The organism is Micavibrio aeruginosavorus EPB (genome assembly GCF_000348745.1).
Lineage (GTDB): Bacteria > Pseudomonadota > Alphaproteobacteria > Micavibrionales > Micavibrionaceae > Micavibrio > Micavibrio aeruginosavorus_A.
In genome coordinates this window covers 621,755-635,644 of sequence record NC_020812.1, presented here as the reverse complement: position 1 = coordinate 635,644, position 13,890 = coordinate 621,755, and the positions used below count along the sequence as shown (strand labels likewise).

Annotated in this window: 14 protein-coding genes; 7 read left to right on the top strand and 7 right to left on the bottom strand. The window is 55.1% G+C overall.

Annotated elements, in window-relative coordinates:
* Positions 1-23: 23 nt before the first annotated feature.
* Positions 24-2,075, bottom strand: a complete 2,052-nt coding sequence (gene uvrB, locus A11S_RS02925) for an excinuclease ABC subunit UvrB (RefSeq protein WP_148285090.1) — start codon at positions 2,073-2,075, stop codon at positions 24-26.
* A 122-nt stretch (positions 2,076-2,197) separates the two neighbouring features.
* On the opposite strand from uvrB, the gene A11S_RS02920 reads away from it, so the two are divergent.
* The 3 genes from A11S_RS02920 (at position 2,198) to A11S_RS02910 (ending at position 5,212) form a co-directional block, all read left to right on the top strand.
* Positions 2,198-3,676: an aminopeptidase gene (locus A11S_RS02920; RefSeq protein ID WP_015466988.1), complete on the top strand. Its 1,479-nt coding sequence runs from the start codon at positions 2,198-2,200 to the stop codon at positions 3,674-3,676.
* A 345-nt stretch (positions 3,677-4,021) separates the two neighbouring features.
* The gene (locus tag A11S_RS02915; protein WP_158497187.1) at positions 4,022-4,516 is read left to right on the top strand and encodes a CBS domain-containing protein; all 495 of its coding nucleotides are present in this window, start codon (positions 4,022-4,024) and stop codon (positions 4,514-4,516) included.
* Positions 4,517-4,531: 15 nt separating this feature from the next.
* On the top strand, positions 4,532-5,212 hold the full coding sequence (locus A11S_RS02910; protein ID WP_015466986.1) for a response regulator transcription factor: 681 nt from the start codon (positions 4,532-4,534) through the stop codon (positions 5,210-5,212).
* A gap of 21 nt (positions 5,213-5,233) precedes the next feature.
* Here the strand turns inward: A11S_RS02910 and A11S_RS02905 are convergent, their stop codons facing one another.
* Both A11S_RS02905 and A11S_RS02900 read right to left on the bottom strand, forming a co-directional pair.
* Positions 5,234-5,497 carry a hypothetical protein gene (locus tag A11S_RS02905; protein ID WP_015466985.1) on the bottom strand — a complete coding sequence of 88 codons (264 nt, stop codon included), beginning with the start codon at positions 5,495-5,497 and terminating at the stop codon, positions 5,234-5,236.
* Positions 5,498-5,499: 2 nt separating this feature from the next.
* Entirely contained in the window at positions 5,500-6,279 is a 780-nt protein-coding gene (locus A11S_RS02900; RefSeq protein WP_015466984.1) for a hypothetical protein, read from the bottom strand.
* An 89-nt stretch (positions 6,280-6,368) separates the two neighbouring features.
* Here A11S_RS02900 and A11S_RS02895 point away from each other — a divergent pair, with 89 nt between their 5' ends.
* Positions 6,369-6,986 carry a nitroreductase family protein gene (locus A11S_RS02895; RefSeq protein ID WP_015466983.1) on the top strand — a complete coding sequence of 206 codons (618 nt, stop codon included), beginning with the start codon at positions 6,369-6,371 and terminating at the stop codon, positions 6,984-6,986.
* Here the strand turns inward: A11S_RS02895 and A11S_RS02890 are convergent.
* The 3 genes from A11S_RS02890 to lysS all read right to left on the bottom strand — a co-directional run bounded on the left by A11S_RS02890 (position 6,952) and on the right by lysS (position 9,178).
* On the bottom strand, positions 6,952-7,257 hold the full coding sequence (locus tag A11S_RS02890) for a type II toxin-antitoxin system HicB family antitoxin (protein ID WP_015466982.1): 306 nt from the start codon (positions 7,255-7,257) through the stop codon (positions 6,952-6,954). The genes A11S_RS02895 and A11S_RS02890 overlap by 35 nt on opposite strands.
* Positions 7,258-7,268: 11 nt before the next feature.
* Positions 7,269-7,556: a type II toxin-antitoxin system HicA family toxin gene (locus A11S_RS02885; protein WP_235068072.1), complete on the bottom strand. Its 288-nt coding sequence runs from the start codon at positions 7,554-7,556 to the stop codon at positions 7,269-7,271.
* 116 nt (positions 7,557-7,672) lie between these two features.
* Positions 7,673-9,178, bottom strand: coding sequence for a lysine--tRNA ligase (gene lysS / locus A11S_RS02880; protein WP_235068062.1), 1,506 nt, complete (start codon positions 9,176-9,178; stop codon positions 7,673-7,675).
* 105 nt (positions 9,179-9,283) lie between these two features.
* On the opposite strand from lysS, the gene A11S_RS02875 reads away from it, so the two are divergent.
* From A11S_RS02875 to A11S_RS02865, 3 genes are all read left to right on the top strand, one after another.
* The gene (locus tag A11S_RS02875; protein WP_015466979.1) at positions 9,284-9,988 is read left to right on the top strand and encodes a hypothetical protein; all 705 of its coding nucleotides are present in this window, start codon (positions 9,284-9,286) and stop codon (positions 9,986-9,988) included.
* Between the two features lie 273 nt (positions 9,989-10,261).
* Entirely contained in the window at positions 10,262-10,615 is a 354-nt protein-coding gene (locus tag A11S_RS02870) for a histone H1-like repetitive region-containing protein (protein ID WP_015466977.1), read from the top strand.
* Positions 10,616-10,747: 132 nt separating this feature from the next.
* Complete coding sequence (locus tag A11S_RS02865; RefSeq protein ID WP_015466976.1) at positions 10,748-13,552, top strand: ATP-dependent DNA helicase; 2,805 nt, start codon at positions 10,748-10,750, stop codon at positions 13,550-13,552.
* Here A11S_RS02865 and A11S_RS02860 read toward each other — a convergent pair.
* On the bottom strand, positions 13,533-13,820 hold the full coding sequence (locus tag A11S_RS02860; RefSeq protein ID WP_041802386.1) for a hypothetical protein: 288 nt from the start codon (positions 13,818-13,820) through the stop codon (positions 13,533-13,535). The two genes, A11S_RS02865 and A11S_RS02860, sit on opposite strands and share 20 nt — an antisense overlap.
* Positions 13,821-13,890: the final 70 nt, after the last annotated feature.

Sequence of the window (13,890 nt, the reverse complement as noted above, 5' to 3'; positions counted from 1 at the left end):
GGGGGGTCTTTTGATTTTTGGCCTTACCCCCGCACCGCCAGATCCATCGCTTCCAGCTTACGGATATGGTCGCGGAGTTTGGCGGCTTCTTCGAATTCGAGGTTGGAGGCGGCCGTGCGCATTTTTTCTTCGAGCATTTTGATTTTCTTGGCGATGGCGGCGGGAGATGAGAGTTCTTCGCCATCGACATCGGTGCGTTTGACCGTGACATGGTCGCCGCGTTCATAAACGCTGTCCAGAATATCGCCAATCGCCTTGCGCACCGATTCCGGGGTGATGCCGTGTTCGGCGTTGTACAGTTTTTGTTTTTCGCGGCGGCGGTCGGTTTCGTCGATCGCGGCCTGCATCGATTTGGTCATGCGGTCAGCGTACAAAACCGCCTTGCCATCCACGTTTCGGGCGGCGCGGCCAATGGTCTGGATCAGCGATGTACGGGAGCGCAGGAAGCCTTCTTTATCCGCATCCAGAATGGCGACCAGATGGCATTCAGGAATATCCAATCCCTCACGCAGCAGGTTGATGCCCACCAGAATATCAAACGCGCCCAAACGTAAATCGCGGATAATTTCGATGCGTTCCAGCGTGTCAACATCGCTGTGCAGGTAACGCACCTTCAATCCGTTTTCGGCCAGATACTCGGTCAGGTCCTCGGCCATTTTCTTGGTCAGCGTCGTCACCAGCGCGCGCCCACCCTTGGCCACGACGCGCTTGCATTCGCCCATCAGATCATCAACCTGATGCGTGGTGGGGCGGATTTCAACTGGCGGATCGGTCAAGCCCGTGGGGCGGACCACCTGTTCGGAGAACACACCCTGGGTCTGTTCCAATTCCCATGGACCGGGGGTGGCGGAGACGAAAATGGTTTGCCCGCGCATGGCGTTCCATTCATCGAATTTCAACGGGCGGTTATCCATGGCGGATGGCAGGCGGAACCCGTATTCGGACAAGGTCGTTTTCCGCGCGCGGTCGCCGTTATACATGCCGCCGATTTGTGGCACCATGACGTGGCTTTCATCCAGGAAGATCAACGCATCTTTGGGCAAATATTCGAACAAGGTCGGCGGGGCTTCGCCCGGGGCGCGGCCCGTTAAATACCGGGAATAGTTTTCAATGCCCGCGCACATGCCCGTGGCGGCCAGCATTTCCAGGTCGAATTGCGTGCGTTGCTCCAGACGTTGGGCTTCCAACAACTTGCCCTGTTCCCGGAATTCGGCCAGACGGATTTTCAGGTCCGCTTTGATGTTACGAATGGCCTGTTCCATCGTCGGGCCGGGGGTGATGTAGTGGCTGTTGGCGTAAACGCGCACGGCGTTCAGCGTCAGGAATTTTTCCCCCGTCAACGGATCAAATTCCGTGACGTTTTCCAATTCATCCCCGAACAGGGAGAACCGCCACGCTTTATCCTCATAGTGCGCCGGGAACAATTCCACCGTATCGCCGCGCACACGGAACGTGCCGCGTTCAAAGGCCAGATCATTGCGCTTATATTGCAGGGCGATCAATTGCTGGATCAATTCCTGACGATTGATCTGGTCGCCTTTTTTCAGGTCGACGATCATCGCCTGATAATCTTCCTTGGACCCGATACCGTAGATACAGGATACCGACGCCACGATGATGCAGTCGCGCCGTTCAAAAATCGCGCGGGTGGCGGCGTGGCGCATGCGGTCAATCTGTTCGTTGATTGACGAATCTTTTTCAATGAATGTATCGGTCCGCGGCACATAGGCTTCGGGTTGGTAATAATCGTAATAGGATACGAAATATTCCACCGCGTTTTCGGGAAAGAAGGACCGCATTTCCCCATACAATTGCGCCGCTAGCGTTTTGTTGGGTGCCAGGATCAGCGCCGGGCGCTGCGTCGCCTCGATCACATGGGCCATGGTAAAGGTCTTGCCCGAACCGGTCACGCCCAACAACACCTGATCCGTCACACCATTATTGATTCCGGCGACCAGTTCGGCAATCGCCGTCGGCTGGTCCCCCGCCGGTTTGTAATCGGACACGATTTTGAAGGGCCGGACAAAATCCGGGCCGGGGGGCGAATCGGGGGTGGTTGGGGCTGATTTGGTCATACGCATTATATAGGGGGAACAAAGCAGAAACTCAAATGAAACAGATCTGTTTTTTCGCCATTTGCACGGACGGTCAAAAACCGCCTAAAATCCCCCCAGATATGTAAGGGAGTTTATTCACCATGAAAATCCAGTCGCTGGGCCCGTATTACAAAGACCAGGTCAAAACCATCAAAGGTCTGGCCAAGGGATCGTCATTGTGGAAAGCCGAAGCCGAGGCCCTGTTGCCCAGGATCGACCAGAGTTACAAACGCGCCGATACCGACGCCCTGCTGGCCACGCTCAGCGACATGCAACGGCTGGCCTATATCGTTGTGGCTGGGCTGGAACATGAATCATCCTTCCGCGCGGATTTGAAGGACATGGCACAAGGTGGATGGTCCGCCTTTACCGCGCCGCCGGTGGAAGACAAGCTGAACCTGTCCCTGGCCAAAAAACTGTATAACGGCAAGCCCGGAAACCATGATGTGGTGACCATGCGCTTGGGCGATACGTCGCGCGCCATTGGTCCCTATCTGGTGCAATGGTGCCTGCGCGACAAGGTGCCGTTCAGCGTTTATTTCCAGGACAGCGATTTTCATTCCCTGGTGCTGAATCATGCCACGCCCGATGGCGTAAAGGCCTTGGCCGCCGATTATATGCGCATGGTGGGCGGCGTGAATAAAAGCATGATTGTGCGCGCCAACACCCCGAACCGAAAAATCGTTCACGCCAACCCGGACAAGGCCAAGATCTATGATCATGATACCGCCCCCTTCTTCCAAAAGGCCGGAACGGGCGAAGTGTTTTATACGTTGACCTGTATTCCCACCGAAAACGATTCAAAAATTGATGGCATCGCATACAATGATTACATCAAATTGTTCTTCGAAATGTGTGACCAGCCGTGGGATGCGATCAGTGACGCGCATTTAAAACTGATCCAGGAATTTAACACCGCCACGCATGTCCGCATCACCAACAATGATGGCACCGATGTGTCGATGGAATTGGTGGACAATGACGGTTCGCATTTCACGTTCTGCAACAGCCTGATCGCCAAGAACGTACCGGGGTCGGAAATTTTCAGCGCTCCGCGCAAGGACAGTGTCAACGGCATCGTGGTGGCCAAGGGGAAATTTTCCCATGGCGGCGCGTTGATCGAAGACCTGACCATGGAATTTAAAAATGGTGAATTGGTCAAATATGACGCAAAGGCCGGGCTTGAAGCCTTTAAACGCGCGGTTGAGATGGATGATGGCGCGCGATTTGTCGGGGAATTGGGCATTGGCACAAACCCGCATTTGAAACAGCATGTGGCCAATGGCCTGTTGGTCGAAAAAATCGGCGGGTCATTCCATCTGGCGCTTGGCCGTCCCTATTCCTACACCGAATACCAGGGCGTGACGGTCAAGGTCGATAATGGCGGGCGCAGTAAACTGCACTGGGACATCACCACGATGCTGTATGGGAAAGATGGCATCATCTATCTCGACGGGCGCAAGGTGATGGACAACGGATTGTGGATCGATCCGCAATATGACGTCCTCAACCGTGGCTGGGCCGCGATCCCGCGCAAAGATCGCCCGGCATACTGGAAAAATTACGATCCGAAATTGTAACCAAACCACACCGGAAAGAAGGAAGCCCGGATCAGGGGGGCTGATCCGGGCTTAGACGTGTGTGCAGGTAGTGTGGGGGTCGGAGTTTAACCTGTAAGCCACCGAGGAGAGAGGGGGCGGTTGGCGGCGCTACAGGTATTTGGCAATCCGACCGTATGTTCAGTTTCGCCGATCAAGCTGACAGAAAACTGACAGAATTATTTTTATGGAAATATTTTCAAAAAATCCTGTTTTTCGAAGGCGGTAAGTCGTCCGTAAGTTCGGCACCGCATCATAAAGGAAATAAAAGATTATGAAAAAGGTGTTGGAAAAAACCTTAATTCATTGAAAAACAGGAGACTTTAAATGTCCAAGATGCCCCCTTCTTCCAATACCCGCCCCGGCAAAGCCGTTGGCAAATTAGTCCGGAGCAGCATAACCCCAAGGATAGAGCACAATGCCTCTGCCGCGGATGCGCTGGATTTGATGTACCGCTATAAAACCCAATATGTAGCGGTAATGGACCGTGGCGATCTGGTGGGTATTTTTACCTATGCCAGCTATCTCGGCAATGTCCTGCGCAGTGGGAAAGAGGCGGAAAAAACCCCGTTGGACGAGGTCATGAACACCGCCCCCACCCCTGTGGATGCCGAACAATCGTGCCGTGACGTTTTCCAAACAGTATGCCAGAATGGATTTCCCTATATACCGGTCGAACAAAACGGTCGGTTTTTGGGATTGGTTTCTGATGATATTTTGCGTCTGGAACTGTCGCGCGAATTGAATGCCATGCGGAAGAAGATTGGATTTTCTTTCTTCTCCCCCGACGATGGCAGTGCGATGGGTGGGGCGCGCCCATGATAGTAAGAAAGATCCATGCGTCTTTTATTGATCGAAGACGACGAATTATTAAGCCAATTCATCGCCGCTGGCCTGCACCAGGCGGGGTATGAGAGCGATTGCGCCTTCACGGCGGATGAAGCCCTCGCCCTTGTCCGCACGCAAAGCTATGATCTGATCATCACTGATCTGGGCCTCCCGGATCAGGATGGTTTGACCCTTCTCAAAAAAATTCGCGAACACAATAAAAACATCCCCGTGCTGATTCTGACCGCGCGCCAAGGCGTGGATGATAAGGTTAAGGGGTTGGATTTGGGCGCGGATGATTATTTGCCCAAACCGTTTGAAATGCCGGAATTGACCGCCCGCGTGCGGGCTCTGCTCCGCCGCCCGGCGCAAGCCTTGGACGCGGTGATCACCGTGGGCAATCTGGCGCTGGACACCAACGCCCATACGGCCAGCGTGATCAATTCCCCTATGAAACTGACCCGCCGCGAAATTGACTTGCTGGAACAATTGATGCGGAACAACGGCAAGGTTGTCAGCAAAGAGCTGATTGAAAGCCGTCTGTACAGTTACGGCGAACAAGGGTCATCAAATTCGATCGAGGTTCTGGTGCATCGCCTGCGTAAAAAACTGGACGATGCAGGTGCCGATGTACAAATTGCGACACTGCGCGGGCTGGGCTACGTCCTGGCCGAACGGACCGAAGAATAAAATCCAGACTTATTGCCCCAATTACTGATTGAATTGATAGGGTGCGCGCGGAATGCGTTTCGCATCATCCTTTTCATCGGCGCGTTGATCGGCCCGAATCGCCCCAGCGTCGGATGGTGGGATGGAATCCGTCTGCGGCGCGCCCTGCTCAACCACAATCGGCGCGTCTTTTTTCGAGAATACGCCATCCAGCCACGCGGCAAAATCCGGACTGGCCCAATGCAAGACCCAGCCCAGCACCGCCAAAAACGCCGTAATTTTCAGCCAGACCTTAATAATTTGCATCGTTACTCTCCCTGATCTCCGGCGGACAGGGCCATGATGGCGTCCTGATCGGCTTCGGATAAATTTGCAAATCCACGCGTTGAATCGATGAAATCCAAAAACTGCGCCATGATGGCGGCCGATTGCGGATTACCGCGCACCGCACCAGCGAATTGCGTCATAAAAGCCGGCGACAACCCCCCCGTCACATCCAGCCGGTCACTGCGAACATCGTAACGAATCTGTCCATCGAACACTTCCGGTCCGGCGGCCTGGGCCAGCAAACGGATTTTAAAATGATTAAAGCCGTTGTTCCAGCGCTGGGTCAGGCGCACGACTTCATCCGCCTTGATCACCATATCCGGGCGAACGTCGGCGGACACCTGCCCGGCTTTTTGCAACAGGGCAATAATGCGCCCGTCCATACCGCCACCGTAACTGTCCGGATTAACGTTATCCACGCCACCCCAGCGGAACAGCAACGCCATAATGCGATTATCCAGATCATTCACGCTGGATAACAGCCCCACCGCGCCAGCCGCAGCGAAAGCGGTCGTCATATCTTTCAGCACAGGATCGCTTTGTTGCGCGACATGTAAATCGGGCAACGTGCCCTCCCCCCGCAACGTCATCATCCCTGCGGGCACGGGTTGTAAAACATGTGTGACCGGGCTTTTGTTTGTGACCGGGTCCGGCATGGTCGCGACCGCGACAATCCCGCCCAAGACAACACCGGCCGCAACCAGCAAGGCCACGCGGCGTTTATCCTGAAAAAACGAATTTTCGAAGAGATTGTATTTCATCAAAGCCAACGTATATGATTGCCCGGCACGAGGAATAAGTCTTCCCATTCTTGCCGATTTTATCCCATCCGACCAGAGGAAAGCGTTGAATGACCACCATCACGCCACAGCCCGCCACCGTCCAGCCCGACGCGATTGAATTCCTGCTGCGCCGCCGGTCCTGCAAGATCAAGACCCTGGCCGCGCCCGGACCGAATGACCAGCAATTGGCAACCATTCTGCAAATTGCCGCCCGCGTCCCCGACCATGGCAAGCTGGCCCCCTGGTCTTTTGTGACTTTTACCGGGGAGGCCCGCGCCGATTTCGGAAAAATCCTGGCCCAGGCATGGAAACAGGACAACCCGGATGCCGAACCCGCCAAGCTGGAGCTGGAATCCGAACGCTTCCTGCGCGCGCCCGTGGTTGTCGCGGTCCTGTCCCATGTGCGCGAGGGAAAAATCCCCGCGTGGGAGCAAATCCTGTCCGCTGGTGCGGCGTGCCAGAATTTGATTCTGGCCGCGACCATGATGGGCTTTGGCGCCCAATGGGTCACCGAATGGTATGCGACCAGCGAACCCGTGCGGGCCGCGCTGGGTTTAAAAACGGATCAGGATCAGGTTGCCGGGTTTATCTATCTGGGCACACCATCCGAAGCACCAGAGGAACGCCCGCGCCCGGAGATGGATGCGATTGTCACGCAATGGACAGGCGCGAAAAGCGAAGCTTGAGATGCGGGGTCATATCATCGATCTCCACCATATAAGATTCGATGAACGGGTCTTCTTCGCTGCGCAGGACGTCCTGAACTGAACGTGGTTCATGCAGGAAGACACCCGATTCTTTCATGCCTTGCAAATGGAACTGCAAGGCCTCTTCAAAATTGGCGATGGCCGCATCAATCGTGTCGCCACATGACGCACACCCGGGCACGTCGGGAATATCAATCCAGTATTCCGTGTTCTCTTCCTTGCGGATCAACGCGACATAAGATTTGCTCATGATCGTTTCCCTTAGGCCAGATGCGCCCGCATCTCTTTGGCCATCTGCTTGCTCAGTTGCTTGATGGATGCGCCGTGTTGCAGTTGCTTCAGCACATTGTCCAGCCCAGCCGTTTTCAGGATACTGCGTACCGTTCCGCAGGGAATGTCTTTTGGACCATGGTTGGTTACCGTCACCACATTCGGTTTGGCGTCATGTTTGAATTGTTCGTGACTTCCCGTTTGGCCAACACATTTCCACCCATCATGGGTCAGGATATCGACCATATCGTTATGTTTTAATGTCGGCATATGTGACATGCCCGCCCCCCTATCTTTGACGCAGAGTTACCCCCGACCCTACGTGGAATTTCCTAACAATACGTAAAAAAGGCGACCATCGCTGGTCGCCTTTAAACAGATCGACATTGAAGCCCTTATTTTTCCGGTTTCAACGTCGGGAACGCGATCACTTCGCGGATATTGTGGGAATCCGTCATGATCATGGTCAGACGGTCGATCCCCATTCCCCAGCCCCCCGTCGGCGGCAGGCCGTATTCCAGTGCGGTGACGAAATCGTGGTCGACCATCATGGCTTCTTCGTTGCCGCCTTCGCGCTGGGCCACCTGGTCCATAAAGCGGTCATGCTGAATTTTCGGGTCGTTCAGCTCGGTAAAGGCGTTGGCCATTTCCCAGCCGTTGATATAGCTCTCAAACCGTTCAACCAGACGCGGGTTGTTGCGGTGAACCTTGGACAACGGGGAAATATCCAGCGGGTGGTCAATCACGTGGATCGGCTGGATCAGTTTATGCTCCACCTTCTCACCAAAGATGGCTTCGACCACTTGGCCCCAGTTGGCCTTCGGATCGACATGGATACACAGTTTTTTGGCTTCTGCATGGGCCTGGGCCGCATCCATCGGCATGAAGTCGATGCCGGTTTCTTCCTGCACCAGTTCAACCATACCCTTGCGCGCCCACGGGCTGCCCAGATTGATGGTGTTCCCCTGGAATTGGATTTCCAGAGTACCGTGCACTGCCATGGCCACGGCCTGCACCAGTTTTTCGATCAGATCCATCACATCGTAATAGTCCTTATACGCGTGGTAGGATTCAATCATCGTGAATTCGGGATTATGTTTATAGGAAATCCCTTCATTCCGGAAATTGCGGTTGATTTCAAATACCGCATCGGCCAGACCACCGACGATCAAGCGTTTCAAATACAGTTCCGGCGCGATACGCAGGAAGAAGTCCGCATCCAGCGCGTTATGGTGCGTGACGAACGGCTTCGCCGACGCGCCGCCCAGGATCGGGTGCATCATCGGGGTTTCAACCTCGATCGCGCCATGCTCCTCCATGAATTTACGGATGGTGGAGATGATTTTCGAGCGCATCAGCAGTTTCTGACGGCTTTCATCATTCATAATCAGGTCCAGGTAACGCTGGCGGTAACGCTGCTCAACATCGGTCAGGCCGTGATATTTCTCCGGCAGCGGCATCAGCGATTTGGTCAGCATAGTGACCTTTTTCGCGCGGACGGACAGTTCGCCGCGCGGGGTCCGGCGCACGGTGCCCTCGGCCCCGATAATGTCGCCAATATCGAAATAATCGAGAACCGACAGGGCCTCTTCCGACATGGAATCCTTGTGGCAGAAGACCTGCATTTTCCCGCTCGGGTCCATCAGGTCGAGGAACATGCCATTGTTCCGGATCGCCATGATCCGGCCCGCAACCGCCACATGATCATCGGTTTCCGTGCCGTTGGGCAGGTCCTTGTACATGTCCTGCAGCGTGCCATTTTGGTGCGTGCGCGGGAAAACGTGCGGATACGGATCGATCCCGGCGGCCTTCAGGGCATCCAGCTTCACCTGCTTCGCCAGACGGGGGTTCCCGGCTGTGGTTACGGTCGTTTCAGAATTCTGTGCTGGATTTTGTCCCATTTTCAAATCACCGTGGTACAATTGTTTCAGGTCCTGATTTTGTCGCTTATGCGATACGAAAATGCAAGCCCTATCGCCCTTTTCAACACCCGGATACCCCCTTAAATGATGCCATTTTTGCCTCGTAAAAGCCCCGTTACACCCCAATCCGGCCAATCCGGCAATGCGCTGTGGTTTATCCTGCTGGCCATCGCCCTTTTGACCGCGTTGACCATCGCCATCACCAAGACGGGCGATAACGTCCAACAGGCGGGGGAAACCGAACGCGCAACCGTCGAAGCCACCCGGATCATGCGCGATGGCAAGGCCATGGAAACCGCGATTCAGCAAATGCTGGCGCGGGGCGGCAGCGAGAATGACATCTGTTTCGACAGCGATGACTGGGCCACCAACGATTATGATTTTGCGGCCTGCACCGACGCCGAAAACCGTGTTTTCGACCCCGCCGGGGCCGGTTTGGGCATGCCGAAGACAACCGCAACCCAAAAAATTATTTATACGGGCTCCCTGGCCATCGATGGTGTTGGCACGTCTGCACCCGACCTGGTTTTCATCCTGTCCGGGGTGGGCAAAGCCGATTGTTTGCGGATCAATCGCATGATGAAAATTGATGACGCCAGCGGCAATCCGCCCCCCATTTCAACCGTGGTTTCATACACGCCGTTCACGGGCACATACGCCGCGGGCAACACCGTGACAGCACCGCAAATTCTGCAGAAATCTGCGGGTTGCGTGGGGGGGAACGGCAATGCCGCCGATGCGTTGGATCAGGATTTTTATCACTACTATCATGTGCTGATCGCACGCTGATCATCCATCAATCATCACCCCATCACGATCCCATCATCACCATTCAAAACACCCCCGCGATGTGATTCATCCGGGGGTGTTTTTGCATCATGCGCGCGATGAAAATGACTCATCATCTGTGTCATCACGGTCACACCATCACGGATGACAATTTCCGAAAATGTAATTTTCTTTATTTCTTTTTAAAAAAATGGGTTACTATATGGGTAACGTATCAATGGTTGGTACAATCCGTGTGACCGGACAATGTCACTTCCTTGGGGAGAAACTAAAATGGTAGCCAAGAAAAAGCCGGCAGCAAAGAAACCTGCCGCAAAGAAGACAGTGAAGAAAACCGTAGCAAAGAAACCGGCAGCGAAGAAAAAAGCTCCGGCCAAGAAAAAAGTAGCTGCTAAGAAACCGGCAGTGAAAAAGACGGTGAAAAAAGCTGCTCCGAAAAAAGCTGCTGCTAAAAAGCCGGCCGCTAAGAAGACAGTGAAAAAAGCTGCTCCGAAAAAAGCCGCTGCTAAGAAAGCCGCTCCGAAAAAAGCTGCTGCTAAGAAAACCGTTGCTAAAAAAGCTCCGGCGAAAAAAGTAGCTGCGAAGAAAACCACAACGAAGCGCAAAACCGCTGCCAAGAAGAAGTAATTCTTCCTTGGTGTTGTGATCAAAATCCCCGTGGGTCTTCCCCACGGGGATTTTTGCATTTAGGCCCGTAAAATCGGGGGTTTTATGCTGTTTGATCTGGAACAGCGCGATGATGGATGATAGCGTCCAATCATGTCCGGACATGTCGCAGAACAAACACAAAAACGCACACGCGTTTCCATGCCCGCCGTCGCCGTCATCACGGTCACGGCGCGGAACACGACTGCGTTGTCACCGGACGGCGAAATAAAATCATACCCGCATGACCAGGCGCGGATGATTTTTCACAAACGTCCCGTCATCGTTTGTCATGCACCGTACACGCGTCATCGTCTGGGGACGGATGATCTGATCACGTATGACGTGCTCGAACTTTTTGCATTTGTTCATCCCGCAAAATTTTGTGTGCCCACGCCGTTTGGAATTGCGAACGCGCTGGGCATTCATGTCGGGGAGAATTCCGAGGACGCGCCGCTGGCGTTGCACGAGTCCGTCCGGGTGCTTTTATCCGACCTGAGGGCCAGCGAATCAGATGAAGAGATTCGCGCGAATCTCCTCGGGATTGCCGACGCGATGGGGGCACAGGGCAAGGGTTGGGTCTGGACGCCGTATATTTTTTCCGCCCTGAATGCCGAATATGACCCCGACCGTCAGATTTTGACGCGCACCGCCCTGAATATCTGGAAAAACCTGCCGGAATGGTCGGAGGGCGCGCCGCCCCCACCCGCCGGACACGACAGCGTCAGCGGCGAAGAAGCGCGCGAGCGTTTGCGCAGTATGCTGACACAGGGGCGCAACGCCGAACCACGCCCGCAACAGATGGATTACACAGGCCAGATTGCGTCCATTTTCGCGCCCGCACAAAATGCCGACCAACCGCATGTTTTATTGGCCGAAGCCGGTACGGGCGTTGGCAAAACGCTGGGGTATCTGGCCCCGGCCAGCGTCTGGGCGGAAAAGAATGGCGGGCCGGTCTGGGTGTCCACCTATACACGCAACCTGCAACGCCAGATCGGACAGGAACTGGAACGGCTCTACCCCGATCCGATGGTGCGCGACCGGGCCGTTTCCATTCGCAAGGGGCGGGAAAATTACCTGTGCCTGCTGAATTACGAAGATTTGGCCAATGCGGCGGCACTCGCACGCCATGTGACCCAGATTATCTCCGCCGGGTTGATGGCGCGGTGGATTTCCGCGACCAAGGACGGCGATCTCAGCGGCGGAGACTTCCCCGGCTGGCTGCCCGCTTTGCTGGGCTATGGCGGCACCACGTCGTTGGCCGATAAACGCGGGGAATGCATTCATTCCGCCTGTGACCATTATCATCGCTGCTTCGTTGAACGGTCCATCCGCAAGGCCCGCCATGCGGATATTGTGGTCGCCAACCATGCACTGGTCATGATCAACACGGCTTTGGCCGGAACCGCCACGCCAGACGACCAACCCCATCGTTATGTCTTTGACGAAGGCCACCACCTGTTCGACGCCGCCGACGGGGCATTTTCCGGAAACCTGAGCGCGCGTGAAACCGCCGATTTGCGCCGCTGGATTTTCGGGCAGGAAGGCGGCAAACGCAGCCGCGCCCGCGGCCTGAAACGCCGGATGGAGGACCTGATCGCGGGTGATTCCGCGGCAGAAGAAGATTTGGAGAAAATCATCCAAGCCGCGCACAGCCTGCCCGGGCCGGGATGGTCGAAGCGGTTTAAGGAGCGTGCCGCCTTTGGCGCGACGGAACAATTTCTGGCGCTGGTGTACCAGCAGGTTTACGCCCGGGCGGATGGGCGGGATGGCCCCTACTCGCTCGAATGCACGACCTTGCCATTGATTGATGGGCTGGGCGATGCGGCACGTTTGCTGAAAACCCGTTTGAATGATTTGCGCACCCCGATGATGGTGCTGGCCGGGCGGTTGCGCCGCCGCTTGGGCGAACAATCGGCCACGCTGGATACCGATACGCGCCGTCGATTGGAATCCGTCGCCGCGTCCCTGCAACGTCGTGGCGAAATGACGATTGGCCCGTGGATCGCCATGCTGGATACGCTTGAGAGTGGAAACGCGGACGATCAGTTTGTCGATTGGATGGAAATTGAACGGATCGAGGGACAGGCGATTGATGTTGGCCTGTATCGTCATTGGATCGACCCGATGATCCCCTTCGCCGCCGCGATGAAGACACAGGCACACGGCATTGCCATTACATCCGCAACATTGCGCGATGGCACGGGCGATGACGAAGAAGATTGGCGCGTGGCCATTGAACGCACGGGCGCATTGTCGCTGACCCCTGCCCCGCATCGCTTCGCGGTTTCATCACCGTATAATTACGCCGATCAAACGCGCGTTTATATCATTACCGATGTGCGCAAGGATGATCTGGATCAGGTTGCGGGCGCGTATCAGGCCTTGTTCGAAGCCGCCGGTGGTGGCGGATTGGGATTGTTCACCGCCATTCAACGCCTGCGCGCCGTGCGTGACCGGATTGCACCGAAGCTGGAAGATAACGGCATCGCCCTATATGCCCAGCATGTCGATGAAATGGATACGGGCACGTTGGTTGATATTTTCCGCGCCGATACACATGCATGTTTATTGGGCACCGATGCCGTGCGTGATGGCGTGGATGTGCCAGGCGATTCATTGCGCATGCTGGTTTATGATCGTGTGCCATGGACCCGCCCAACCATTTTGCACAAGGCCCGGCGCGAGGCCTTTGGAAAACGCCGTTATGATGAATTGCTGACACGGTTGAAATTGCGGCAGGCCTTTGGCCGCCTGGTGCGCCGCGCCGATGATCGCGGCGTGTTCGTTATGCTGGATTCAATGTTACCCACCCGGCTGCACGGTGCATTTCCCGAGGGCGTAAAAATAGAACGCGTCGGGCTGGCCGACGCGGTCAAGGGGATTAAGGACTTCTGGTCTACGGATTCGGGCTCTTGACCACCAACACCAGATGACGTGGTGCGGCCTTCGGCGTTGACTCCGGATACTGATAATACGGGTCGAGCATGCGAAACAGGCCCGCTTGTTCAAATTCCGCCTTCAACTCCGGCGTCAGCAGAGCAATAGGCGTGCTTTGTTCGTCGTAAATAAATTCCATTTTCAAAAAACCTTTTAAGGGGCCCGCGAAAACCCAGAAATTCTGTTTTGCAGAAATAACACAAAAACAAAAGAGGCCAGAGTCAATTTCCGGCCCCGCATTTAACATATCGCAACTCTTTTCATATTGAGCACCCCTCAATCTTGGGATAGACTCTTAAAAAAATAAAATGAACAGG